Origin of the sequence: Burkholderia sp. MSMB2157WGS (assembly GCF_001532755.1) — a bacterium.
Taxonomy (GTDB): Bacteria; Pseudomonadota; Gammaproteobacteria; order Burkholderiales; family Burkholderiaceae; genus Burkholderia.
Window position 1 is genome coordinate 14,893 of sequence record NZ_LPJG01000048.1, and the last position, 23,941, is coordinate 38,833.

Below are 23,941 nucleotides of genomic sequence, written 5' to 3' on the forward strand. Positions count from 1 at the left end.
ATGAGAATCAGCCTCGAACAACCGGCCGCGCACAATAATGAGAATGAGAAGTAAAAAGGCCGGACGTCCGTCCGGCCTTTCGTTCGATCGCGCTTAAGCGGCAGCGACCGGGATCTTGCCGATCTTCGCCTGCCATTCCTTCGGACCCGTCTGGTGCACCGACGTGCCCGACGAATCGACGGCGACCGTCACCGGCATGTCCTGCACGTCGAACTCGTAGATCGCTTCCATGCCGAGGTCTTCGAACGCGAGCACCTTCGCGCCGCGGATCGCCTTCGACACGAGGTAGGCCGCGCCGCCGACCGCCATCAGGTAGGCCGCCTTGTGCTTCTTGATCGCATCGATCGCGACCGGCCCGCGCTCGGCCTTGCCGACCATCGAGATCAGACCCGTCTGAGCGAGCATCGTCTCGGTGAACTTGTCCATGCGCGTGGCCGTCGTCGGGCCGGCCGGGCCGACCACTTCGTCGCGCACCGGATCGACCGGGCCGACGTAGTAGATCACGCGGTTCGTGAAGTCGACCGGCAGCTTCTCGCCCTTCGCGAGCATGTCGGAGATGCGCTTGTGCGCGGCGTCGCGGCCGGTGAGCATCTTGCCCGACAGCAGCAGCGTCTGGCCCGGCGTCCAGCTCGCGACTTCTTCCGGCGTCAGCGTGTTCAGGTCGACGCGCTTGCTGGTTTCGGTGTTCGGTTCCCACTGCACCTTCGGCCAGGCGTCGAGCGACGGCGCTTCGAGCTTGGCCGGGCCCGAACCGTCGAGCACGAAGTGCGCGTGGCGCGTGGCCGCGCAGTTCGGAATCAGCGCGACCGGCTTCGAGGCCGCGTGCGTCGGCGCCGCCATGATCTTCACGTCGAGCACGGTCGCGAGGCCGCCGAGGCCCTGCGCGCCGATGCCGAGCGCGTTGACCTTCTCGTGCAACTCGACGCGCAGTTCCTCGACCCAGTCCTTCGGGCCGCGCGCGATGATTTCCTGGATGTCGATCGGCTCCATCAGCGATTCCTTCGCCATCAGCATCGCCTTCTCGGCGGTGCCGCCGATGCCGATCCCGAGCATGCCGGGCGGGCACCAGCCGGCGCCCATCGTCGGGACCGTCTTCAGCACCCAGTCGACGATCGAATCCGACGGGTTCAGCATCACGAACTTCGACTTGTTCTCCGAGCCGCCGCCCTTCGCCGCGACCTGCACGTCGACCTTGTCGCCCGGCACGATCTCGTAGTGGATCACGGCCGGCGTGTTGTCCTTCGTGTTCTTGCGGGCGCCTTCCGGCGGATTGACGATCGACGCGCGCAGCACGTTGTCCGGGTGCGTGTAACCGCGGCGCACGCCTTCGTTGATCATGTCGGTGAGGCCCATCGTCGCGCCGTCCCAGCGCACGTCCATGCCGACCTTCACGAAGATCGTCACGATGCCGGTGTCCTGGCAGATCGGACGCTTGCCTTCCGCGCACATGCGGCTGTTCGTGAGGATCTGCGCGATCGCGTCCTTCGCGGCCGGGCTCTCTTCCAGCTCGTACGCGCGGCCGAGGGCCTGGATGTAGTCGAGCGGGTGGTAGTAGCTGATGTACTGCAGCGAATCCGCAATGCTCTGGATCAGGTCTTCCTGTTTGATGACGGTCATGGCTGAGACTCTGTGGGGACAGTGGGGAAGGGTTGGCCGACGGTTCAGGCCGCCGGTCGGGACGCCGCTGGCGCATGCGTCTCGTGGAAATGGGCCGGATGCGTGTGCGTCGTCAGGCGATCGACCCACGCCATCACGAGCGCCGACACGAGGAACGACACGTGGATGATCACCTGCCACATGATCGCGTGCGTCGTGTGCTGGTCGGGGTTGATGAAGGTCTTCAGCAGGTGGATCGACGAAATGCTGATCAGCGCCATCGACAGCTTGACCTTCAGCACGCCCGCGTTCACGTGGTCGAGCCATTCGGGCTCGTCGGGATGGCCCTCGATGCCGAGCCGCGACACGAACGTTTCATACCCGCCGACGATCACCATGATCAGCAGGTTCGAGATCATCACGACGTCGATCAGGCCGAGCACCGCGAGCATCACGCTGATTTCGTCGAGGCCCGTCGCATGCGACAGCAGGTGCCAGACTTCTTTCAGGAACAGGAACACGTAGACGGCCTGCGCGACGATCAGGCCGAGGTAAAGCGGAACCTGGAGCCAGCGGCTCATGAAAATCAGCGCGGGAAGCGGACGAAGCGGGCGACGGCCAGGGCGGCCGGGCGAATGCGGGGCGGACATGTCGGAGTACGGGCGCGGGGCGCAGGTATCGGGGGTAATCTTGAAAAGGCGCGCTATTGTAACGCGTCGGCCGGCGCGGCTGCAGCGACGCGCCGGTACTGCGAGGGACGGATCACGAGGCGGCGGCCGGCACGTTTTTCACACGCAGGCTGGCGAGCACGATGCCGGTGACGACGCACGCGAGCGCGATGCCGTGCGCGAGCGTCGGGCGCTCGCCGAGGAACGCGATGCCGTACGCGGCCGCGGCGATCGGCAGCACCGCGCTGAACACGCCGGCGAGGCTGCCCGGCACGTGCCGGATCCCCTTCATCCACAGCCAGAACGAGAAGATGCTGGCCGACAGGCCGTACCAGACGACGAGCGCCCAGGTGCCGGCCGGCACGCTCGCGTAATCGAAGCGCCACAGCGCCGTCGCGCCGAGCGGCAGCATCAGGAACAGGCCGAACAGGTGCGTATAGGCGCAGATGTCGATCGGTGCGAGCGTTTGCGTGAGCCGGCGCGACAGGATCACGTAGATCGATTCGCAGCACACCGCGCCGAGGATCAGCAGGTTGCCGGTCAGCGAACCGGACGCGTCGCCGTGCGCACCGTGCCCGGCCGCGCCGCCGTTGGCGAGGTTGATCGTCACGACGCCTGCGATCGCGAGCGCGATCGACACGAGCGCCCGGCCGTTCGGCTTTTCACGCAGGATCAGCCACGCGAACAGCGCGACGATCGCCGGGATCGTGCTCGTGATGACGCCCGCGGCCACCGCGCTCGTGCGCTGCACGCCGTTGAGCATCAGCAGCGTGAACATGAAGGTGCCGAAGAAGGCTTGCAGGAACAGGTTCAGCCATTCGCCGCGCTTGACCGCGCGCATCTTCACGGGCCTGAACAGCGGCCACAGCACGGCGATCGCGATCACGAAGCGCAGCGTGGCGAGGATGGCGACGGGGACGAATGCAACGATGGATTTACCGATACCGACGTTGCTGCCGACGAACAGCATCGACAGGATGAGAAAGAGGGCGTAGCGATTCAAGCTGGAATCCGAAAGGCGAGTTCAGTTAGGATTGTAGGGTCGCGGTTGTAACAGCGTAAAGCCGGCCTCGATGCGGCGCCGCCCGGCGCATGAAGCGGCCATGCCGCGTAAGTGACGGGTAAGTTGGAGCGCTTATCGTGGACACTGCCGGGTCGCGTTCGCGTGATGTGGTGCGGTGCAGCATCGTGCGCAGGCCGTCGCGGCCGCGTACGGGTGGGTGGGAGACAGCGGCGCGCGAGCGCCGGCCAAGACGCGCGGCGTGCACGATCGCGCCGCCATGCAGAGGATTCATGTTCACCAAGGGGTAGTCGATGTCTGCGATTGAATCGGTTCTTCACGAAACCCGTCAGTTCGCGCCGCCCGCGGCGCTCGAGAAGACGGCGACCATTTCCGGCATGCCGGCCTATCGCGCGCTCGTCGCCGAGGCCGAGCAGGATTACGAAGGCTTCTGGGCGCGCCTCGCGCGCGAGGGCCTTGCGTGGCACAAGCCGTTCACCCAGGTGCTCGACGAGCGCAACGCGCCGTTCTACACGTGGTTCGAGGACGGCGAGCTGAACGCGTCGTACAACTGTCTCGACCGCCACGTCGAAGCCGGCAACGGCGAGCGCGTCGCCGTGATCTTCGAGGCCGACGACGGCACCGTCACCCGCGTCACCTATGCCGACCTGCTCGCACGCGTGTCGCGCTTCGCGAATGCGCTGAAGAAACGCGGCATTGCGAAGGGCGATCGTGTCGTCATCTACATGCCGATGTCGATCGAAGGCATCGTCGCGATGCAGGCCTGCGCGCGCATCGGCGCGACGCACTCGGTCGTGTTCGGCGGCTTCTCCGCGAAATCGCTGAACGAGCGGCTCGTCGACGTCGGCGCGGTCGCGCTCGTCACCGCCGACGAGCAGGCCCGCGGCGGCAAGACGCTGCCGCTCAAGAGCATCGCCGACGAGGCGATCGCGATGGGCGGCTGCGAGGCGGTCAAGAGCGTGATCGTCTATCGCCGCACCGGCGGCAAGATCGACTGGCATGCCGAGCGCGACCTGTGGATGCACGAGCTCGTCGACGGCGAATCCGAGCGCTGCGAGCCGACCTGGGTCGGCGCCGAGCATCCGCTGTTCATCCTGTATACGTCGGGCTCGACCGGCAAGCCGAAGGGCGTGCAGCACAGCACGGGCGGCTACCTGCTGTGGGCCGCGCAGACGATGAAGTGGACCTTCGACTGGAAGCCCACGGACGTGTTCTGGTGCACGGCCGACATCGGCTGGGTCACGGGCCATACGTACATCACCTACGGCCCGCTCGCGTGCGGCGGCACGCAGGTCGTGTTCGAAGGCGTGCCGACTTATCCGGACGCCGGCCGGTTCTGGAAGATGATCGGCGATCACAAGGTCACCGTGTTCTACACCGCGCCGACCGCGATCCGCTCGCTGATCAAGGCGGCCGAAGCCGACGACAAGGTGCATCCGAAGAGCTACGACCTATCGAGCCTGCGCATCATCGGCACGGTGGGCGAGCCGATCAATCCGGAAGCGTGGATGTGGTACCACAAGCACGTCGGCCACGAGCGCTGCCCGATCGTCGACACGTGGTGGCAGACCGAGACCGGCGGCCACATGATCACGCCGCTGCCGGGCGCGACGCCGACCGTGCCGGGCTCGTGCACGCTGCCACTGCCGGGCATCACGGCCGCGGTGGTCGACGAGACGGGCCAGGACGTGCCGAACGGGCAAGGCGGGATTCTCGTCGTCAAGCGCCCGTGGCCGGCGATGATCCGCACGATCTGGGGCGACCCGGAGCGCTTCAAGAAGAGCTATTACCCCGAGGAGCTCGGCGGCCGGCTGTATCTCGCTGGCGACGGCACCGTGCGCGACAAGGAGACCGGCTACTTCACGATCATGGGCCGGATCGACGACGTGCTGAACGTGTCGGGCCACCGGCTGGGCACGATGGAGATCGAATCGGCGCTGGTGTCGCACGAGCTGGTGGCCGAGGCGGCGGTGGTCGGCCGTCCGGACGACACGACCGGCGAAGCGGTCGTGGCGTTCGTCGTGCTGAAGCGTTCGCGCCCGGAAGGCGACGAAGCCGCGGCGCTCGCGAAGGCGCTGCGCGACTGGGTCGGCAAGCAGATCGGGCCGATCGCGAAGCCGAAGGACATCCGCTTCGGCGACAACCTGCCGAAGACGCGCTCGGGCAAGATCATGCGGCGCCTGTTGCGCTCGCTCGCCAAGGGCGAGGCGATCACGCAGGACACGTCCACGCTCGAGAATCCGGCCATCCTCGAGCAGCTCACCGAAGTGCGTTGAGCACACGGTTGCGCGTCATGCGCGCGAGCCCCTGCGCGGCAGTCCCGATTGCCCGCGCAGGGGCTTTTTGCTACATAACGGCATGACCGTTCCGACCCGCTCGGCGCCTGCCGCGCCACCTCCCGTTCCCGCGCCGCTCGCGCGTGCGCACGCACGCTACTGGCGCTTCAACGTCGCGCTGATCGCGGTGCTGATGGTGATCGGCTTCGCGGTGTCGTTCATCGTGCCGTTCTTCGGACCCGCGCTCGCCGGCGTTCGTTTCGCCGGTTTCAGCCTGCCGTTCTATGTCGGCGCACAGGGCGCGATTCTCGTCTACCTCGTGCTGATCGTCGTCTACATCGGGCTGATGCAACGCGCGGACCGTACGCTGCGCCGCGCGTACGACGAGCATGCGGCACGCGCCGGCCATGCGAGCGGCGGGCGCTGATTCATGCTGACGCATCGACTGATACGCGCGTACGCGCTCTACACGCTCGGGTTTCTCGGGTTCGTGCTGCTGATGTGGCGGATCGAGCGCGCGACGGGCTCGGGCGTCTGGATCGGCTACGTGTTCCTGTTCGTGCCGATCGCCGTGTATGCGGTGATCGGGTTGTTGTCGCGCACGTCCGATCTCGTCGAGTACTACGTGGCCGGGCGGCGCGTGCCGTCCGCGTTCAACGGGATGGCGACGGCGGCCGACTGGCTGTCGGCCGCGTCGTTCATCGGCCTGGCCGGCTCGCTCTACGCGACCGGTTACGACGCGCTCGCGTACGTGATGGGCTGGACGGGCGGGTTCTGCCTCGTCGCGTTCCTGCTCGCGCCGTATGTGCGCAAGCTCGCGCGCTACACGATTCCCGATTTTCTCGGCACGCGCTTTTCGAGCACGGCCGTGCGCGCGCTCGCCGCCGGTGCGGCGATCCTGTGTTCGTTCGTGTATCTGGTCGCGCAGATCCAGGGGATCGGCCTGATCGCGACGCGCTTCATCGGCGTCGATTTCGCGATCGGCATCTTCTGCGGCCTCGCGGGCATTCTCGTGTGCTCGTTTCTCGGCGGGATGCGGGCGGTCACGTGGACGCAGGTCGCGCAGTACATCATCTTGATCAGCGCGATCCTGATTCCGGTGTCGCTGATCGCGATGAAGAATGGCCTCGGGCCCGTGCCGCAGTTCAATTACGGCAAGCTGATGGAGCGCGTCGCGGCGCGCGAGGCGCAGGTGCGCGACGCGCGCGACGAGCAGCAGGTGCGCGATGCGTACCGCCGGCAAGCCGCGGAGATCCAGACGCGGCTCGACCGGTTGCCGGCGTCCCATGCGGACGCGCGCCGGCATCTCGTCGACCGGCTTGCCGACCTGCGGCGCCACAACGGGCCGCTGCGCGAGATCAGCCAGCTCGAGCGCGAGCTGGCCGATTTCCCGCGCGATCCGGCGGCGGCGCGCGTGGCGTGGACACAGGCGCGCGACGACCTCCTCGCGCGTGCCGAGCCGCCCGTGCCGATGCACGAGCCGTTTCCGGCTGCGAGCGAAGACGAACGCAAGCCGCGCGAGCGGAATTTCCTCGCGCTGCTGCTGTGCCTGTCGCTCGGCACCGCGAGCCTGCCGCACATCCTGACGCGCTACAACACGACCACGTCGGTCGCGTCCGCACGGCGCTCCGTCGGCTGGACGCTGTTCTTCATCGCGCTGTTCTACCTGAGCGTGCCGGTGCTCGCGGTGCTGATCAAGTACGAGATCCTCGCGAATCTGGTCGGGCGGCCGTTCGCCGAATTGCCGGCGTGGGTCACGCAATGGCATCACTTCGAACCCGACCTGATCAGCGTCGTCGAGGTGATTCGCGACGGCATCGTGCACTGGTCGGAAATCCAGATGCAGCCGGACATGGTCGTCCTGGCCGCGCCGGAGATCGCGGGACTGCCGTACGTGGTGTCGGGTTTGATCGCGGCCGGTGCGCTGGCCGCGGCGCTGTCGACCGCGGACGGGCTGTTGCTGACGATCGCGAACGCGCTGTCGCACGACGTCTATTACTGCATGGTCGCGCCCGATGCGACGAGCCAGCGGCGCGTGACGATCTCGAAGGTGCTGCTGCTGGGGGTGGCGCTGTTCGCGTCGTATGTCGCGTCGCTCAATACCGGAAAGATCCTGTTTCTCGTCGGCGCCGCGTTTTCGCTGGCGGCGTCGAGCTTCTTTCCGGTGCTGGTGCTGGGCGTGTTCTGGAAGCGCACGACGACGCGCGGCGCGATCGCCGGGATGGTGACGGGCTTGGCGGTGTGCGTGTACTACATCGTGTCGACTTATCCGTTCTTCACGCAACTGACCGGGTTCGCCGGACGCGCGTGGTTCGGAATCGAGCCGATCAGCTCAGGCGTGTTCGGCGTGCCGGCGGGGTTCGCGGTGGCGATCGCGGTGAGTCTGTGCGACAAGCGGCCGGATGAATATACGCGGGCGCTGGTGGATTACATTCGGCATCCGTGAGCGCAGGCGGGAGCAGGGTGTCGACGTGCCGAATGGAAAGCCCCCTGACTTCTCAGGAAATCGGCTGGCTTCATGCTTTTGGCGAGGAGAGGATGATTCGCCCGCACAAGCGCTGGCCGCGGATTCCGCGGATTCGATTGCAAGCGAATCCGTTCGAATCCCGCCGCCGAACCATCGGCCTGCTTTTCTCCGGAAACGAAAATGCCCGCTGGCGCGGGCATTGAATACTGGCGGAGAGAGGGGGATTCGAACCCCCGATAGGCGATTAACCTATACACGCTTTCCAGGCGTGCGACTTAAACCACTCATCCATCTCTCCGGAAGACCGAGAGTATAGCAAACTCTGGGGGCTGCCCGCCAGTCCCTTCGGTGCCCGTCAGAAATCCGTCGTCATCGACAGCCACACCGAGCGCGGGTCGCCCTGCGTCAGATATCCGCCGATCGTCGACGACCAGTACGACTTGTTCGCGACGTTGCGCACGGTTGCGCGGAACGTCGTCTTCTTGCCGAACACGTCCGTCGCGTAACGCGCGCCGAGATCGAAGCGGTCCCATGCCTGAATCGACATCGTGTTCGCGACGTCCAGGTACTGCGGCCCCGTGTGGATCCAGCGCGCGGTCAGCGTGAGCCCGTTCAGCATCGGCACGTCGTATTCGGCGCCCGCGTTGAGCAGGAACGACGGCACGCCGATCGGCCGGTGGCCGTCGTTCGCGCCGCCCGCCGTGTTCCGCAGCGTCGCGTCGAGATACGTCGCGCCCGCGATCAGCCGCACGCCTTTCCACGGCTCGCCGTACACGGCCGTCTCGATGCCGCGGTGCCGCTGTGTGCCGTCGGCGCCGAACAGGTTCGTCGCCGGATCGGTGTACGCCATCGGCTTCTCGATCTGGAACAGCGCAAGCGACGCGCCGTACTTGTCGGTGTCGTAGCGGACGCCGGCTTCATATTGCTTCGATCGGTACGGCGACAGCGCCTGGCCCGCGTTGCGTGCGGTGTTCGGCGCGATCTCGCCCTGTGCGAGCGCTTCGCTGCGGTTCGCGAAGATCGACACGTTGCGCCACGGCTTCACGACGAGACCGAACACCGGCGTCGTGATCGCGTCGCTGTAGGTGGTGGCGACCGCGCCCGTGTAGTCGAAGTTGTCGACCGAGATCGACTGGCGCCGCGCGCCGATCGTGAACAGCACGCGGTCGTCGAGGAAGCCGAGCGTATCGGATACCGCGAGGCTGCGCAGCCAGGTCTTCGTGACGGTGCCCGGATCGTTCATGTCGCCGCCTGCGTAGGCGGTTGGCGGGGGCGCGAGCGGCGCCGGATCGTAGAGCGTCGTCGGGAACGCGTTCGACATCGTGTACGCGGACTGGCTGTCGATGCGGATGAACGACGCGCCGACCGTCACGAAGTGCGACACGGGGCCGGTCGTGAAGCGGCCGCGCACGCCGGCTTCGGCAGACTGCGCATCTTCCTTGTGCGGCACGCTCAGGCGCGAGCCGGTCGTGCCGGACGACGAGTAAGTCGGCGTGTAGTAGTCGCCGTGCTCGTTCGTATGGCGTGCGCCGGCCGATACGTAGGCCGTCCACGCGGGCAGGAAGTCGTACTCGGCGCGCACGATGCCGACCGTGTCCTCGAGTTCGCTGAAGCTCCACGGCTGCGCATAGTTGTGCGTCGCGGACGGCACGGCGGGCAACTGATTGCCGCTGACGAGCACGACCGGGCGGCCGTTGTCGATCCGCTGCCGCTGATACAGGAAGTCGCCGGCCAGGCGCAGCTTGTCGCCGCGCCAGTCGAGCGACACCGCCGTCACGTTGCTGCGGCGGCGCTCGTCGTCGACAGCGGTGTCGCCGCTGCTGACCGACTGGTTCACGCGCACGCCGAACTGGCCGTCGCTGCCGAAGCGGCGGCCGATGTCGACATGCGTGCCGAGCGAGCCGGACGTGGCGCCGTCGACGGTGACGCGCGTGAGCGGCTTGTCGTCCGCACGCTTCAGTTGCAGGTTCACGCCGCCGCCGACCGCCGAGCCGTTCGGCGATGCACCGTTCAGGAATGCATTCGCGCCCTTGAACACGTCGACACGCTCGACCGCATCGGTCTGGACGAGCTGCCGCGGCGTGACGCCGTACAGGCCGTTCAGCGACACGTCGTCGCCGGCGAGCTCGAAACCGCGGATGACGAAGACCTGCGAGAAGTTGCCGTAGCCTGAGGCGCTGCGCACGGCCGGATCGTTGTCGAGCACGTCGGCGAGCGTGCGCGCCTGCTGGTCCTCGATCAGTTTCGACGTGTAGGTGGTCATGCTGAACGGCACGTCGCTCGCCTTTTGCCGGCCGAGCACGCCGAAATCCGCGCCGCGCGCGACCTGGCCGCCGGCGTAGGTCGGGGCGAGGTCGCCGGGCAGCGGCTCGGCCGCGCCGGTCACGTTGATCGACGGCAGCATGGTGGCGTCGGGTGCGGCGTTGGCGGCGGAAGTGGCCTGTTGGGCCCGGGCGGCGGCCGGGAAGGTGCAGGCGAGCGCAATGCCGAAGGCAATCGGCGTGAGACGCCGGACGGGTAACGAACGTGTCGACATGGAACGCAAATCGGGTGTGGTCGGTGATCCATCCCGGGGTGGCGAGTCGGAATCCGGGCGGCGTGACGCGTCCGTACTGTCGCGGACGTGTTTTTGTCGAGCGGCGGAGTCTAACGTAAACGAGAATCATTGTCGTTTGCGGAAAGATCAGTCCACTATTTGAGATAACCGGGTGCCGCTCGCCGACGACGGCGCTCATCCGCCGGGCAGGCGTCGGGATGGACATGCGATCATGCGAAATCCGTATTCGTCGTAACAAACGTACGCATCGGTTGCGGCCTGTCGGCCGATCATGCCGATGCCGTCCGTACCGCTCTCTTCAAAAGGAACGCCACGCCATGTCGCTCTCTGCCTTGCTCGCCTTTGCGCTGATCCTGTCCGTCGGTGTCGCGACGCCCGGCCCGACGGTGTTGCTCGCGATGAGCAACGGTTCGCGCTACGGATTGCGTCATGCGATGGTCGGCATGCTCGGCGCCGTCACCGCCGACGTCGTGCTCGTCGCGCTGGTCGGGTTCGGCCTCGGCGTGCTGCTCGACGCGTCGGAAACGGCGTTCGTGACGCTGAAGCTGCTCGGTGCGGCGTGGCTCGCGTATGTCGGCATCCGGATGCTGATGTCGAGCGGCGGGGCCGCGGCGGCGCAGCCCTGCGTGCCCGCGACGCCCGATCGCCGGAGCGCTTTTCTGAAGAGCTTCTTCGTCGCGATGAGCAATCCGAAGTACTACCTGTTCATGTCCGCGCTGCTGCCGCAATTCGTCGACCGGTCGCATGCGATCGCGCCGCAGTACGCGATTCTCGCGGCGACGATCGTCGCCATCGATGTAATCGGGATGACCGGTTACGCGCTGCTGGGCGTGCATTCGGTTCGCGTATGGAAGGCGGCCGGCGAGAAGTGGCTGAACCGGATCAGCGGATCGCTGCTGCTGATGCTCGCGGGGTACGTTGCGCTGTATCGCAAGGCCGTGCATTGACGCGGTGACGGAGCGGGGAAGCGGCTTGGCGCCGTGCCATCAGGACGCATGACGTGGCCGACGGTCGGTGTTTCGGCGCGACGTTCGTCGGTATCGACAGGCGAGGGGGCGTTTTCTCCCAACGCGTATTCGCGTCGAATTTCGAGGTGGGCGGAGAGAACAAGCTCTATCGGTATTGGCAGGACGACTGGCGCAAGGACAAGAACCAGAAGGAAGGCTTCTGGTATCCGCCATCACCGCCCGCGCGGTATGGTCTTGGACGAGGCATGCATTCCAATGAAGGGTTGTTCCCGAAGTTCATGACGCTGATAACGAGTCCCGCCCTCTATCTGTTTAATTTGACCGAGATGAAGGTCAATGCCGATCCGCCAAAAGACTGGGAAATCCCGATCACGGCACCGATGCTCGATAAGGAGACTCGCTTCCTCCCGCAGGCGTTCCGCTATGGAAAACCATCGGGTGCTTGCGATGCGCAAGGGAAATCGATCGAGGAAGGGAGCTTCAACGAGAGTTACGATCCGCCGTCGGCCGCGCGTGACGCCAACAAGGAGAACAAGCGCGATGACGATCCGTACGACAACTTCGACGCGAAATCGGAAAAATTCAAGACTGAGGGTGATGCGCTGAAGGCGCAGGGGGATACTGCATCCGAAGCTGCGCAGCGGTATGAAGATCATTCGATTCTTCGCATGGAAGCGCGTAGATCCGGAAATCGTCGCTGGGTCGACAAGGACGGAAATGTGGTCGGGGAGGACAATCCGGGGGCTGCGAGTGCTGACTATACCGAATGGCGGAACAAGGAGATATTTCAGATTCTGAACGGCGGGGATAAGAATAATCCCACCAATCATTCGACCATCATGACGAATGGTGAACATGCGGAAAAGGCTTTGGCTTACGATATTGCTATTGGGCTTTGCTATCTGACGGAAGACGACTTTGCGGATCTCAGGAAGCAGGCGGATTGGCGATTTTTGAGTGGATTGGTGAAGGATGGTCAAAATGAATTATTTGCGGAATATATAAGGAAGGGAAAGTATAAGGACATGTTTTTGCATAAATGGGTTAAAAGTGATCCGGTTGCAAGCATGCCCGAAAAAATCTACGACGAACGTGATGGCGGATTTTTCCTGCGGCTGGGGAGTGTGCTATGAAGGTGATTGTTGCCACTTGGCAGCGGCGATTTGGATTGGCGATTTTCGTCATGCTGTTGGCTGCGATCGCGTTATATGCAACGATGACGTTGCCGAGTAGTGCATCTGCCGAAAACTCAAGTGCAGGAGATCTGATGAAGAGAATGGTGCTGGTTCCTGGATTGTTGGCTGTGTTGGTATTTGTGTTTTCGACCATGTTGGCGACGTCGAGTGCCGTGGCTGCGACACCACGCACCGTGGGCGACGCTGAATCTAAAAGTGATTCGGTGAAGCCTTTTGTGGCGCAAGTCGTTGGCCTTGAATGGCTCAATCCTCTGCAACGCCGGGATTATCCGGCGGAATGGCAGTTATTATGGACGTTGGGTCTGGCTTCTGCGAACAAGAATGACGATATGGTGCGCACCAATCCTAAAAAGTACTCTGCCGTTCAAGCGATCTCAATCATCGCGGATGGCAGCTCGGGACGTGAATCATTTGGCGGATTTTACGAGAAATATATCGACGAGTTGCTCGTATTGTTTCGTACTAAATATTTTACCAATTCCAACTATTTCTATACCGTAAAACCTGGGGATAGAAGTAGATGGCGTGAGCTGGCTGGCGTGCATGTTGAACTGGCAATTCCTGATCGTCTCGATCCCATCAAGGCAAAGGCATATTTGCGTGATCAAATAATCAGCACGTTCGAGATCGGAAATTCATCGGCAAAAGACCTGTGGAGCCACGACACACCGCCGGATGTGCATGTGACATCGGGGCAGGGGAATGCCGGCTTCACGTCGCTGAACGCGGCACTGGACTATCTGGCCGCCCACCCGGACAAAAGCGCGTGGGTGATGAACTGGGACGCACCGAGTTTCCCGCCGAAGGACGAACAGATCAACGAGAACATGGTGGTGCTGTTCCTCGCCGGCCCCGACCTGAAGACCGAGCGTGAGCCGCTGGCCTGGATCGGCAAGGCTGCTCGAAGCAACGTCAAGGATTTCGAGGCCAAGCAAGGCGCGAGCCGCGCGGTGCAGGCATGGAAGTCGGCGATCGATGCGGCCGCGAGTAATGCAGGCGTGCCGGTGTCGTCGGTGAATTACATCGTGCACGACGCGGGCAAGGGCAGCGATGCTGCATCGACACGCATTGCGTCACTGTCGCAGACGCTGACGGAAGTACTGCCCGAATACGATTTCCGTACGCAGACCTTCAATACATCGGCGCTACTCGGTGACATGGGCGCCGGCGCGGCGCTGACCGATGTGGCGCTGGCGATCGGCCGAGCGAATCACCTCGGTGGCAATGTGCTCGTAGCCGGAACGACCGACACGGAGCATCCGACGGCAGTGGTCGTCGTCGCGCCTTCGAAGCTGACGCCGATCGACGCCGGCAAGGACTGGTTCCGTGCACGCGGCGAGAACAACGCGTACTTGCCGTGGTGGGGGCGCCGTCACGACGCACGTCCGGCATCGCAAGGCTATTCGGAATAAGGAGCGCGCATGCGCGGCATCATTCGAGTCGGCGACGCAACGAGCCACGGCGGTCAGGTCGTGACCGGCAGTGCGGTCAGCGAAGTGATGGGGCGGCCGGTCGCCCGGCTCGGTGACACGTGCGTCTGCCCGATCGCGGCCCATCAGGCCTGCTTTATCGCCGAAGGCGATCCGCAGGTCATCGTCGACGGGAAACCGGCTGCATTCGATGGTCACAAGACATCGTGCGGTGCGACGCTGATTTCGAGTCTAGCGTCGTCCGGACGGGAATGAATTCGCGGACCGGCGCGCGGGTTGGCCGGTTCGATCGGGGTATTCATGCACTGTTTCACTCTTGCCAGACGTATCGGGTGCGTCTTGATCGTGATGGCGACGCTCTTGTCGTGCTCGCCATTGCGGGTCGAGACGCGCGCTGCATCGACGCGATCCGTCGAAGGTGCGTCTGCCGCGCCGTTTGTTGCTCAAGTTGTCGGGCTTGAATGGCTCAATCCGCTGCAGCGTCGCGACTATCCGACCGAGTGGCAATTGCTGTGGACGCTTGGGTTGGTGAAGCCGAACGCCAACGACGACATGGTGCGCACAAACCCCAAAAAATACTCGACCTTGCAGGCGGTTTCCATCGTCGCGGACGGTAACTGGGGAAGTGAGACGTTTTCGGGGTTCTATGAAAAATACGTCAGCAAACTTCTTGTGTTGTTTCGTACGCGCTATGTAATGAACTCCAATTATTTCTATACCGTCAGCTCGAAGTACAAGAGTGAGTGGCGTGAACTGGCCGGGGTGCGTGTCGAACTTGCACTTCCTGCCGACCGCCTCGATCCGGTAGCTGCCGGCGCGTTCTTGCGTGACGAAATGGTGAATGCGTACGAAATCGGCAACCCCTCCGCAAAAAATCTATGGATCCGCGATACGCCGCCCGACGTACACGTAACGTCGGGCCACGGCAATGCCGGCTTCACGTCGCTGAACGCCGCGCTGGACTACCTGGCCGCGCATCCCGACAAAAGCGTGTGGGTGATGAACTGGGACGCACCAAGTTTTCCCCCGCACGACGAACAGATCAACGAGAACATGGTGGTGCTGTTCCTCGCCGGCCCGGATCTAAAGACCGAGCGCGAACCGCTGGCATGGATCGGCAAGGCGGCGCAAGGCAGCGTCAAGAATCTCGACGCGAAGCAGAACGGCAGCCGCGCGGTGCCGGCGTGGAAATCGACGATCGACGCAGCCGCAGCCAATGCGGGCGTTACAGTCTCGTCGCTGAACTACGTTATCCACGACGCAGGCAAGGGCAGCGCCGCCGCGTCGGCAAGGGCCGCGTCCCTTTTGCAAGGGTTCGCGGAAGCCGTGCCGGAAAGCGACCTCCGCGGCGCGACCTTCAACACGTCGGCACTGCTCGGTGACATGGGGGCCGGCGCGGCGCTGACCGATGTGGCGCTCGCGATCGGCCGCGCAAAACATCTCGGCGGAAACGTGCTCGTGGCGGGCACGACCGACGCTGAGCGTCCGACGGCCGTGGTCGTCGTCGCACCATCGAAGCTGACGCCGATCGATCCCGACAAGGAGTGGTTCCGCGCACGCGGAGGGAACAACGCGTACTTGCCGTGGTGGGGCCGCCGTCACGACGCGCGCCCGACGTCGCAAGGCTATTCGGACTAGGACGCGACGTAAGGGGTTGCGTTAAGCAATCTGTAACAATCAGCGGAATAGCGAGAAGCCGATTATTTCAAAATACTTTCAGCTTCTCTTTGCCGATGTGCACGAGGAAATCCGGATTCGCGCTCCATCAAGGCACGGGTCCCGACGTGCCGGAGGCCGTGTCGGAATTCCTATCGCATGTCTTACATATCGAATGGAAATTGAAAGAATTGCCCGGCTTGACGCGCCACCCCGTCGCCCCTTATTGTCCGTCTGCCGCCCGTGAGAGAGCACGACGGCAATCGCGCAAGCGCGTCTCGCGCGCACGACAACACGTAGCAAAAAGCAGAAAAGGAAACGTGGTAGCCACATGAAGCCGCTATTCGACGACAACAAATCCGATGCGGTCAGCGATCGTCCGTCCACCCCGTCTTCGTCACCCGTCGCCGTGCCGGCAGCCGTCGCCCACGTCGTCGTGCCGGCAGCGTCGCCGACGGAACATGCGCGCCTGATCACCGTCGACGAGATCGATCAGCTCGGCGCGACGCAGGGCACGCGCATCGCCGCCTTCTCCCAGCAGATTCTCGCGAGTGTCCGGGCATCGGACGCCGACCAGTTCGGCGACAAGCTCAACGAGCTGATCGCGACCGCGAAGGGGCTCGACCCGCGCGGCGCCGACAAGGGCGGGCTGCTCACGCAGGTCACGCGGCTGTTTCGCTCGACCAAGGAGAAGCTGCTGTCGCAATACGAATCGGTGAGCAAGCGGATGGACACGCTCGTCGTCGAGCTCGAAAACCATGCGCAGCGCCAGAAGGCCGGCATCGACGAGCTCGAGCGGATGTACAACGACAATTACGCGCTGCACCAGGAGCTCGCGCAGTCGAAGGCGCACGGCGAAACGGCGCTCGCGACGCTGCGCGCACATCTCGCGGCCGGCCAGCAGCCGGCTGACGATGCATTCGCCGCGCAGCGCCTGCTCGACGTGAAGCGCAAGGTCGATGCACTCGAAAGCAAGCTCGACGATCTCGATCGCGCGATGCTGATGTCGAAGCAGCTCGCGCCGCAGATCCGGATGGAGCAGGACCAGAAACGCACGCTGACGTCGAAGTTCATGACGATCAAGACCGTGCTGATCCCCGCGTGGACCAACGCGTTCGCGCTCTATCTCGAGCAGCTCGGCACGAAGCGCGCGGCGGCGCTCGCGAACGCGACGTACGATGCGGCCGACGAGGCGATCCGCGCGCAGGCCGACCTGAATCGCCGGAACGCGCAGGAAGTCGCGAAGCTCGGCCAGCGTCCGGTGATCTCGACCGACACGTTCGAATACGCGCAGCAGCAGCTGTTCGGCGCGTTCGACGACATCACGCAGATCATCGCCGACGGCAAACGCCAGCGCGAGCAGGACGCGCCGCGCCTGCGCCAGCTCGAACAGGATCTGATCACCCGATTCGCTCCGAAGCACAACTAAGAGAACCGAGAGAACACTGCATGATTACGCTTGAGAAACGCGCGGCGAAGGTCGCGATCGTCCTCGAAAAACGTCAGATCCTGAAGCCGCCCGTCGTGCGCGTCGGCGCGGCGCTCGACATCTCGGGCTCCGCGAAGCCGCTGTACCAGTCGGGCGTGATCCAGGAGACGCACGACCGGATTCTCGGCATCGCCCTGAAGTTCGACGACAACGGCGAAGTCGATACGTGGACCTTCACCGAAGGCTACGACCGCCTGCCGACCGCGACGCCGGAGAACTACGGCTCGTACATTTCCGACCATGTGCTCAACGCGCGGATCGACAAGTGGGGCGGCACGCAGTACGCGCCGGTGATGAACGACATCGTCGACTTCTTCTTCCGCGCGCCGGAGCCGAAGCGCGAGGAAAAGCGCGGCTTCCTGAGCCGGCTGTTCGGCGGGGCGGACGACACGTCCGCCCCGGCCGCCGCGGCGCCCGTCAACGGCCATCTGCCCGCGTGGGTGCTGTTCGTCACCGACGGCCAGAACCCGAAGAACGACCGCAAGCGCGTGCGCCAGTTGCTGACCGAATCGCAGCATTTTCCGCTGTACTGGTCGCTCGTCGGCGTCGGCGATCCGAGCGAATTCGACTTCCTCGCGGAAGTCGCGGAGGAAATGCCGAACGTCGGCTTCCTGCATCTCGAATCGCTCGATCTCAGCGACGAACAGATCTACGAACAACTGATCACGCAGGAATTCTGCGACTGGGTGCGCGCGAAGTAAGCGCGCCCCGCCAGCCCATTTTTCTGAACTCGATTACCCCATCATGTTGAAAGACTTCAAGATCCCGTTGTCGCTCACGGCGCTCGCGCTGATCGCGGCCTATCTCCTCGGCGGCGTGAAGGACATGCTGATCGTCGCGGTCCTGTGCGTGCTCGAGATTTCGCTGTCGCTCGACAACGCGGTCGTCAACGCATCGGTGCTGAAGAACTGGTCGGAGAAGTGGCGCAACCGCTTCATGGTGTTCGGCCTGCCGGTAGCCGTGTTCGGCATGCGGCTCGTGTTCCCGCTGCTGATCGTCGCGGTAATCGGCCACATCGGCCTGTGGGATGCACTGACGCTCGCGATCGAATCGCCGGACAAGTACGCGGCGGTGCTGACGTCCGCGCATCACGAGGTGTCGGCGTTCGGCGGCGCGTTCCTGCTGATGGTGTTCTTCAAGTTCATGCTCGACACCGAGAAGGACGAGCACTGGATCGGCTTCCTCGAAGGCCCGATGCGCCATCTCGGGCGCATCACCGCGCTGGAGGTGGCGCTGACGCTCGCGATCGTGATCGTCGCGTCGTTCTACGTGCCGGCGGCCGAGCAGGTGAGCTTCCTGCTCGCGGGCGCGTTCGGCGTGATCGGCTTCGTGATCGCGCACGGCGTGGGCGACCTGGTCGGCGGCGAGGACACGGGCACGCGCGTGGTGCGCGAAGGCGTCGCGGGTTTCATGTATCTGGAAGTGCTCGATTCGTCGTTCAGCTTCGACGGCGTGATCGGCGCGTTCGCGCTGTCGAACAACATCTTCCTGATCGCGCTCGGCCTCGGCGTCGGCGCGGCCTACATCCGGGAGATGACGCTCGTGCTGCTGAAGAAGGGCACGCTCGCGCAGTACCGCTTTCTCGAGCACGGCGCGTTCTGGGCGATCGGCGCGCTCGCGACGATCATGTTCCTGGGCGTGAAATTCGAGGTGCCCGAGGTCGTCACGGGCCTGATCGGCGCGGCGATGATCGCCGCGGCCGTGTGGTCGTCGATCGTCGTGCAGCGCAAGGAAGACCGTGCCGCGGTGGCGGGCAAGTGAGCACGCGTCACGCGGCGCGATAACCATCAACGAGGGGCCGCCGCGGGCGGTCCGGCATCGCCGCCGACGCAACGGCGGTTCCAGCAGAAGAGGTTCAGATGATCAATTTGTCGAAGGGCGGTCGAGTCAACCTGTCGAAGGAAGCGCCCGGCACGCAGAAATTCCGCATCGGTCTCGGTTGGGACGCGAACGCGACGGACACGGGCACGGATTTCGATCTCGACGTGTCGGTGTTCCTGTGCAAGTACGACGCGCAGAGCAATCCGAAACTGATCTCCGATCAGCATTTCGTGTTCTACAACAGCGAAGTGCGCACGATGGAGCGCAAGGAAACCTTCATCCAGCCGGGCGACGATTTCCCGAAGCGCGGAATGCCTTCGTCGAGGTGCCTGGGCGTCGTGCATAGCGGCGACAACCGCACGGGCAGCGGCGACGGCGACGACGAAGTGATCTTCATCGACATGACGAAGCTCGCGGCCGACGTCGAGGAAATCTCGGTGGTCGTGACGATCGACCAGGCCGAAGCGCGCCGCCAGAATTTCGGGCAGGTTCGCAACAGCTACATCCAGATCGCCGACGAGGTGTCGGGCGCGGTGATCGCGAAGTACGCGCTCGAGGAAGACTTCTCGATGGAGACGTCGGTGCAGGTCGGCAGCTTCTATCGTCGCGACGGCCACTTCATGTTCAAGGCGGTCGGCGCAGGCTACAACCGCGGCCTCGGCGATTTCGTCCGCGCGTACGGCGGCGCGGTCTGACTGGCGGGAGCCCGGCGCGCGGCACCTCGCCGCGCCGGGCAGGAAGCGGCGATGACGAATCCGTCCGACGAGCCGAAGCGGCTCGAGTTCGATACGACGCCCGAGCGCACGCCCGGGCGTCTCGCGTTCGACGCGCTGGCCGCGCCCGGTGCGTCGGTCGCGCGTGCGCCGGCGCGACCGGCACCTCGGGCGCTCGACTTCGGGCCGGCTTCCGCGTCCGATCAAGCCGTGCGCACGGCGCCCGCCGATGCGGTCGGCCGCGCGCTGTTCGGCGAATCGAATCACCCGCAGCTCGAAGCGTGCTTCCGCGCCGCGCAGGCCAGCTTTCCCCATCTCTATCCCGATTACGCGCCGCGCATCGAGCGGCATATCCGGCAACTGGTGCCGCTGAAGCTCGCGACGGTCGCGACGATCGGCGACGGCGCGCTGGAGACGGCCGGCAACCTCGTCGAGGCCGTCGCGGCGACGACACGCGAATTCAACGAACTCGGCGCGGCCGACATGATGGCGGGGCTGCTCGCGCAGGCGACACGCAAGGCCGGCATGTTCGAACGCTGGTTCGGTGCGGCGTCCGGTCATGTCGACTACCGCGCGGCGCTGGGCGCGCTCAAGCAGTCGCTCGGCTTTTTCCCGCGCCGTACCGAGGCGCTCGCCGCGGAGGTCCGCCATGCGGAGGAGAACCTCGTGGTCGTGCTCGCGGCGTTGAGCGCGGTGTCGGACGTCGTGCGGGCGCCGGACGATGCGGGCGTCGAGCGCGCGCTGTTCGACCGCCGCAACATCGTCGGGCAGGCCGTCCAGCAGATCCGGATGCAGCCGGCGCAACTGCGCGGGCTCGACGAGCGCGTGACCGACCTGCTGTCGCGCGCCGATCACCTGATGAACGTCGTGCTGCCGGCGGCGCTGGCCGCGCGGCCGTCGCGCTGAGCGAACGATACGGCCGCATGCGCTTCGGCGCGTGCGGTCTCGTGTCGGGCGCGACGGTTTCGCGCGCGCGGCCGCGAGTCTGTTATCTTCCCGGGCATCTCATCGCTTTCCCGCCGATTCTTCATGACCGACCGCATCGTCGCCGCCTTCGATTTCGACGGCACCATCACGACTACCGACAGCTTTCGCCATTTCGTCCGCCATGCGGTCGGCACGCCGCGTTTCGCGTGGGCCGGGCTGCGGGCGTTGCCGTGGATCGTCGCGATGAAGGCCGGGCTGCTGTCGCGCGGCGACGCGAAGGCGAAGTTCGCGTCGTTCGCGTTCGGGCCGATCCGGGAAGAAGCGCTCGATGCGCAGGCGCGCAGGTTCGTCGACACCTGCCTGCCGAGCCTCGTGCGTCCGGAGATGCTAGAGCGCATTCGCGAGCATCGCGCGCGCGGGCATGAAGTCGTGCTGGTCAGTGCGTCGCCGTCGCTGTATCTGGAGAAGTGGGCGAAGACGGCCGGCTTCGACGCCGTGCTGGCGACGCGGCTCGCGTTCGAGCGCGGCGTCTTCGCCGGGCGGCTCGACGGCGAGAACTGCTGGGGGCCGCAGAAGGTCGTGCGGCTGCGCGGCTGGTGGGGCGACCGGCCGCCGCAGCAGTTGTTCGCGTACGGCGACAGCCGCGGCGACAAGGAAATGGCCGAGCTCGCGAACTGGTCGTGGATCCGCGGGCAGGGGCCGATGCCGCCGATCGGCGATCGATGAAGCGCCGATGCGTTGATGCGCGCCGTCGGCGTTACGCGTCGGCTTGCGTGCGATGCGTGCCGCGAGACGGGCGATAGCCGCCCCAGCGATTCGCGCGCGCGAACGTGCCGACGTCGTTGAAGCGCACGCCGACTTCGCGCAGTGCCGCATGCGCGGTGCGCGCGGTCAGTTGCCGGATGTAGAACGGGTCGCGCACCACGAAGTGATGGATCGCGTGCGTGCTGCCGAAATTGAAGCAGAACAGCTGGAACGGCAGCATCCACCACGGGTTCAGTACCTGCGTCTGCTGGATCACGTTGCGCGAATCGATGTCGCCGAAATAGTGCATGTTCGAGCTGACGAAGTTGATGCAGAAGCTGCGCACGAAGTTCGGCCCGAGCCACACCACCGCCAGGAAATCGACGACGCGCATCACGTGCTCGACGACGGCCGGCACCGTCACCGCGTAGCCGCACGCATGCAGCGCGAACAGGCCGACGTGATAGACGACGAACGCATGCCATAGCGTGTAGTACAGGTGGCCGATCGGCATGTATGACGACACCTGCTCGACGCGCAACTGCAGGCGCTCGGACGGATCCTGCACCGGCTGCGCGGCCACGTACTGCTTCACCTTGCGGCGCATCGCGGCCGGTCGCAGCACGACGGCGAGCATGCCGTCCGCGATCATCAGCAGGCGCTTCACGCCCCAGCGCTCGCCGTTGGTGATGCCGAATTCCTCGAGATCCGATTCGCCACCCGACACCTTGTGGTGATGCAGGTGCATGCGCCGGCGTGTCCACGGGTTGATCGTGCCGGGCCGCGTGAGCCAGCACAGCGCCATCATCAGGTGATACGCCCACGGCGTCTTCTTGAAGTACATCAGATGGATCAGGTCGTGCTCGAGCTCGTGGATCAGCGACGTGACGAACGCGGCGAGCGGCAGCGCGACGTACCATGCGATCGCGCCGCGCGCATACAGCCATGCGATCGCGAGCATCGCGCTCACCGACGTGGCCATCACGGTCGCGCCGACGAGATTCTGGTTGTCGAGCAGCGGAAAGCGCGCGCGGATCGCGTCGCTCGCGGCGTTGACTTCGCGGCGGACGTACGCGACCTTGTCGGCGTCGTTTCGAAAGACGGTTCGTGCGGGTGGGCTCATCGACCGGAATCCGTGCGGAAAGAGTAGGGCGCAATGCCGATGTGACAAGCATAGGCGCGTGCCGGCGCGCATGCGAGGGCCGGCGGTGCCAATGGCGGTGTCATTTCGGGCCACGTTGGCCGGCAATCCGCGTTCGAGGCGCCGGTACGCGGCTAGAGTGCCGCCGCGGTGTCATTGCGGGCCAGCGACGCTACAATCCGCCGAAACCGCCCGGAGTGAGCCGCATGGTCCCGTCCGTTCCGGATGCCGCGCGCCAGTTGAACAAGGCGACGGTGTCGTCCGCGTATGCGTTGTTCATGCTGATGCTGGCCGAGGAGCGCGGCATCGACGGCGGCCGCATTCTCGCCGGCTCGGGCGTCGAGCGCGACCGGCTCGCGCAGCCCGATGCGCGCATCACGCCGCTGCAGCAGGCGACGATCGTGTTCAACCTGCTCGACGCGACCGACGATCCGTCGATCGCGATCGAGATCGGCTTGCGCAGCAGCCTGACGAAGGCGGGGCTGATCGGCTTCGGGCTGATGAGCTGCGCGACGCTCGGCGAGGCGATCGCGCTCGGCATCCGTTACCTGCCGACGCGCGTGCCGTTTTTCTCGGTGCGGCTCGCGCAGCTCGACGGCATCGTCGACATCGACGTGCTCGAAGCGTTTCCGCTCGGCCGGCTGCGCCAGTTCGCGGTGGAAAACTTCCTGGTCGAGACCGCGATCCTGTTCAATTCGCTGCTGTATCCGACGCCGGGGCGCACGCTGCAGTCGCGTGCCGAACTCCATTTCGAATGGCCCGAGCCGCCGTGGTTCGAGCGTTATCGCGCGCGGCTGCCGCGCTGCCATTTCGATGCGAGCGCGAACCGCATCCGCTGCGACGCCGCGCTGCTCGACGAGCCGATCGGCACCGCGAACGCGCAGACCGCGCAGATGATCGTCCAGCAGTGCGAGGCGGAGCTTGCGCGGCTCGGCTATGCGGAGAGCATCGTCGAGCGCGTGCGCAACCTGCTGATCTGCGACGAAGGCGGCTATCCGTCGGTCGACGACGTCGCGCGCGAGTTGCACGTGTCGGCGCGCACGCTCAAGCGCAAGCTCGCCGCATACGGCGCGACCTATTCGGCGCTGCTCGACGAGATCCGGCTGCGCGACGCGCTGCGGCTGCTCGAAGGCACACGGTTGCCGGTCGACGAGATCGCGGCGCGCGTCGGCTATACCGACCGCGCCAATTTCACGCGCGCGTTCAAGCGCTGGACGGGCGTTGCGCCGAGCGAGCGACGCTGAACGCCGAACCGGCATCGGCGTGCCGGC

General features: G+C 65.1%; 21 protein-coding genes and 1 tRNA gene. 16 read left to right on the plus strand and 6 right to left on the minus strand.

What is annotated here, in order from left to right; genetic code table 11:
* Window positions 1-93 precede the first annotated feature (93 nt).
* From WT53_RS28565 to WT53_RS28575, 3 genes are all read right to left on the minus strand, one after another.
* The gene (locus tag WT53_RS28565) at window positions 94-1,617 is read right to left on the minus strand and encodes a fumarate hydratase (RefSeq protein WP_060262418.1); all 1,524 of its coding nucleotides are present in this window, start codon (window positions 1,615-1,617) and stop codon (window positions 94-96) included.
* Between the two features lie 44 nt (window positions 1,618-1,661).
* Window positions 1,662-2,246: a TIGR00645 family protein gene (locus WT53_RS28570; RefSeq protein ID WP_034207817.1), complete on the minus strand. Its 585-nt coding sequence runs from the start codon at window positions 2,244-2,246 to the stop codon at window positions 1,662-1,664.
* A 112-nt stretch (window positions 2,247-2,358) separates the two neighbouring features.
* Window positions 2,359-3,267 carry a DMT family transporter gene (locus WT53_RS28575; protein ID WP_034207816.1) on the minus strand — a complete coding sequence of 303 codons (909 nt, stop codon included), beginning with the start codon at window positions 3,265-3,267 and terminating at the stop codon, window positions 2,359-2,361.
* Window positions 3,268-3,578: 311 nt separating this feature from the next.
* On the opposite strand from WT53_RS28575, the gene acs reads away from it, so the two are divergent.
* The 4 genes from acs to WT53_RS33705 all read left to right on the plus strand — a co-directional run bounded on the left by acs (window position 3,579) and on the right by WT53_RS33705 (window position 8,231).
* Window positions 3,579-5,561 (plus strand): acetate--CoA ligase, encoded by a 1,983-nt coding sequence (gene acs, locus WT53_RS28580; RefSeq protein WP_060262420.1) that lies wholly within the window; start codon window positions 3,579-3,581, stop codon window positions 5,559-5,561.
* Window positions 5,562-5,643: 82 nt separating this feature from the next.
* Window positions 5,644-5,988, plus strand: coding sequence for a DUF4212 domain-containing protein (locus WT53_RS28585; protein ID WP_060262422.1), 345 nt, complete (start codon window positions 5,644-5,646; stop codon window positions 5,986-5,988).
* A 3-nt stretch (window positions 5,989-5,991) separates the two neighbouring features.
* Window positions 5,992-8,007, plus strand: coding sequence for a sodium:solute symporter family protein (locus WT53_RS28590; RefSeq protein WP_059782066.1), 2,016 nt, complete (start codon window positions 5,992-5,994; stop codon window positions 8,005-8,007).
* Between the two features lie 32 nt (window positions 8,008-8,039).
* Window positions 8,040-8,231: a hypothetical protein gene (locus WT53_RS33705; protein ID WP_156447914.1), complete on the plus strand. Its 192-nt coding sequence runs from the start codon at window positions 8,040-8,042 to the stop codon at window positions 8,229-8,231.
* A 4-nt stretch (window positions 8,232-8,235) separates the two neighbouring features.
* On the opposite strand, the gene WT53_RS28595 is transcribed toward WT53_RS33705, so the two are convergent.
* Both WT53_RS28595 and WT53_RS28600 read right to left on the minus strand, forming a co-directional pair.
* Window positions 8,236-8,326: transfer RNA gene (locus WT53_RS28595), tRNA-Ser, on the minus strand.
* Between the two features lie 57 nt (window positions 8,327-8,383).
* Entirely contained in the window at window positions 8,384-10,564 is a 2,181-nt protein-coding gene (locus WT53_RS28600) for a TonB-dependent siderophore receptor (protein WP_060262424.1), read from the minus strand.
* A 338-nt stretch (window positions 10,565-10,902) separates the two neighbouring features.
* Between WT53_RS28600 and WT53_RS28605 the strand changes: the two genes are divergently transcribed.
* The 11 genes from WT53_RS28605 (at window position 10,903) to WT53_RS28655 (ending at window position 21,511) form a co-directional block, all read left to right on the plus strand.
* Window positions 10,903-11,532, plus strand: a complete 630-nt coding sequence (locus tag WT53_RS28605; RefSeq protein ID WP_060262426.1) for a LysE family translocator — start codon at window positions 10,903-10,905, stop codon at window positions 11,530-11,532.
* Window positions 11,533-11,585: 53 nt separating this feature from the next.
* Window positions 11,586-12,686 (plus strand): hypothetical protein, encoded by a 1,101-nt coding sequence (locus WT53_RS28610; RefSeq protein ID WP_257127885.1) that lies wholly within the window; start codon window positions 11,586-11,588, stop codon window positions 12,684-12,686.
* On the plus strand, window positions 12,683-14,161 hold the full coding sequence (locus tag WT53_RS28615) for a virulence factor (protein WP_156447915.1): 1,479 nt from the start codon (window positions 12,683-12,685) through the stop codon (window positions 14,159-14,161). The genes WT53_RS28610 and WT53_RS28615 overlap by 4 nt, the downstream gene beginning before the upstream one ends.
* Before the next feature lie 9 nt (window positions 14,162-14,170).
* Window positions 14,171-14,434 carry a PAAR domain-containing protein gene (locus tag WT53_RS28620; protein ID WP_060262430.1) on the plus strand — a complete coding sequence of 88 codons (264 nt, stop codon included), beginning with the start codon at window positions 14,171-14,173 and terminating at the stop codon, window positions 14,432-14,434.
* A gap of 21 nt (window positions 14,435-14,455) precedes the next feature.
* Window positions 14,456-15,817: a virulence factor gene (locus tag WT53_RS28625; RefSeq protein ID WP_257127886.1), complete on the plus strand. Its 1,362-nt coding sequence runs from the start codon at window positions 14,456-14,458 to the stop codon at window positions 15,815-15,817.
* 349 nt (window positions 15,818-16,166) lie between these two features.
* Entirely contained in the window at window positions 16,167-17,264 is a 1,098-nt protein-coding gene (locus tag WT53_RS28630) for a toxic anion resistance protein (protein ID WP_034207807.1), read from the plus strand.
* Window positions 17,265-17,284: 20 nt separating this feature from the next.
* Window positions 17,285-18,025, plus strand: a complete 741-nt coding sequence (locus WT53_RS28635) for a VWA domain-containing protein (RefSeq protein WP_060262432.1) — start codon at window positions 17,285-17,287, stop codon at window positions 18,023-18,025.
* A gap of 43 nt (window positions 18,026-18,068) precedes the next feature.
* Complete coding sequence (locus WT53_RS28640) at window positions 18,069-19,085, plus strand: DUF475 domain-containing protein (RefSeq protein ID WP_034207805.1); 1,017 nt, start codon at window positions 18,069-18,071, stop codon at window positions 19,083-19,085.
* A 98-nt stretch (window positions 19,086-19,183) separates the two neighbouring features.
* A complete protein-coding gene (locus WT53_RS28645) occupies window positions 19,184-19,840 on the plus strand; it encodes a TerD family protein (RefSeq protein WP_060262434.1) in 657 nt (218 codons plus the stop codon).
* Window positions 19,841-19,891: 51 nt separating this feature from the next.
* The gene (locus WT53_RS28650) at window positions 19,892-20,764 is read left to right on the plus strand and encodes a hypothetical protein (RefSeq protein WP_060262436.1); all 873 of its coding nucleotides are present in this window, start codon (window positions 19,892-19,894) and stop codon (window positions 20,762-20,764) included.
* Window positions 20,765-20,887: 123 nt separating this feature from the next.
* Window positions 20,888-21,511 carry an HAD family hydrolase gene (locus tag WT53_RS28655; protein ID WP_059826994.1) on the plus strand — a complete coding sequence of 208 codons (624 nt, stop codon included), beginning with the start codon at window positions 20,888-20,890 and terminating at the stop codon, window positions 21,509-21,511.
* A gap of 31 nt (window positions 21,512-21,542) precedes the next feature.
* Here the strand turns inward: WT53_RS28655 and WT53_RS28660 are convergent, their stop codons facing one another.
* Window positions 21,543-22,652, minus strand: a complete 1,110-nt coding sequence (locus WT53_RS28660; RefSeq protein ID WP_060262438.1) for a fatty acid desaturase — start codon at window positions 22,650-22,652, stop codon at window positions 21,543-21,545.
* A 224-nt stretch (window positions 22,653-22,876) separates the two neighbouring features.
* Between WT53_RS28660 and WT53_RS28665 the strand changes: the two genes are divergently transcribed.
* A complete protein-coding gene (locus WT53_RS28665) occupies window positions 22,877-23,914 on the plus strand; it encodes an AraC family transcriptional regulator (RefSeq protein WP_060262441.1) in 1,038 nt (345 codons plus the stop codon).
* Window positions 23,915-23,941 lie beyond the last annotated feature (27 nt).

Bases quoted from the DNA above. Each gene is read 5' to 3' on its own strand.
- WT53_RS28635 (WP_060262432.1), top strand. From the start codon at position 17,285: ATGATTACGCTTGAGAAACGCGCGGCGAAGGTCGCGATCGTCCTCGAA.
- WT53_RS28665 (WP_060262441.1), top strand. From the start codon at position 22,877: ATGGTCCCGTCCGTTCCGGATGCCGCGCGCCAGTTGAACAAGGCGACG.
- WT53_RS28640 (WP_034207805.1), top strand. From the start codon at position 18,069: ATGTTGAAAGACTTCAAGATCCCGTTGTCGCTCACGGCGCTCGCGCTG.
- WT53_RS28655 (WP_059826994.1), top strand. From the start codon at position 20,888: ATGACCGACCGCATCGTCGCCGCCTTCGATTTCGACGGCACCATCACG.
- WT53_RS28590 (WP_059782066.1), top strand. From the start codon at position 5,992: ATGCTGACGCATCGACTGATACGCGCGTACGCGCTCTACACGCTCGGG.
- WT53_RS28615 (WP_156447915.1), top strand. From the start codon at position 12,683: ATGAAGGTGATTGTTGCCACTTGGCAGCGGCGATTTGGATTGGCGATT.
- WT53_RS28645 (WP_060262434.1), top strand. From the start codon at position 19,184: ATGATCAATTTGTCGAAGGGCGGTCGAGTCAACCTGTCGAAGGAAGCG.
- WT53_RS28660 (WP_060262438.1), bottom strand. From the start codon at position 22,652: ATGAGCCCACCCGCACGAACCGTCTTTCGAAACGACGCCGACAAGGTC.
- WT53_RS28570 (WP_034207817.1), bottom strand. From the start codon at position 2,246: ATGTCCGCCCCGCATTCGCCCGGCCGCCCTGGCCGTCGCCCGCTTCGT.
- WT53_RS28650 (WP_060262436.1), top strand. From the start codon at position 19,892: ATGACGAATCCGTCCGACGAGCCGAAGCGGCTCGAGTTCGATACGACG.
- WT53_RS28620 (WP_060262430.1), top strand. From the start codon at position 14,171: ATGCGCGGCATCATTCGAGTCGGCGACGCAACGAGCCACGGCGGTCAG.
- acs (WP_060262420.1), top strand. From the start codon at position 3,579: ATGTCTGCGATTGAATCGGTTCTTCACGAAACCCGTCAGTTCGCGCCG.
- WT53_RS28605 (WP_060262426.1), top strand. From the start codon at position 10,903: ATGTCGCTCTCTGCCTTGCTCGCCTTTGCGCTGATCCTGTCCGTCGGT.
- WT53_RS33705 (WP_156447914.1), top strand. From the start codon at position 8,040: ATGGAAAGCCCCCTGACTTCTCAGGAAATCGGCTGGCTTCATGCTTTT.
- WT53_RS28630 (WP_034207807.1), top strand. From the start codon at position 16,167: ATGAAGCCGCTATTCGACGACAACAAATCCGATGCGGTCAGCGATCGT.
- WT53_RS28585 (WP_060262422.1), top strand. From the start codon at position 5,644: ATGACCGTTCCGACCCGCTCGGCGCCTGCCGCGCCACCTCCCGTTCCC.
- WT53_RS28565 (WP_060262418.1), bottom strand. From the start codon at position 1,617: ATGACCGTCATCAAACAGGAAGACCTGATCCAGAGCATTGCGGATTCG.
- WT53_RS28600 (WP_060262424.1), bottom strand. From the start codon at position 10,564: ATGTCGACACGTTCGTTACCCGTCCGGCGTCTCACGCCGATTGCCTTC.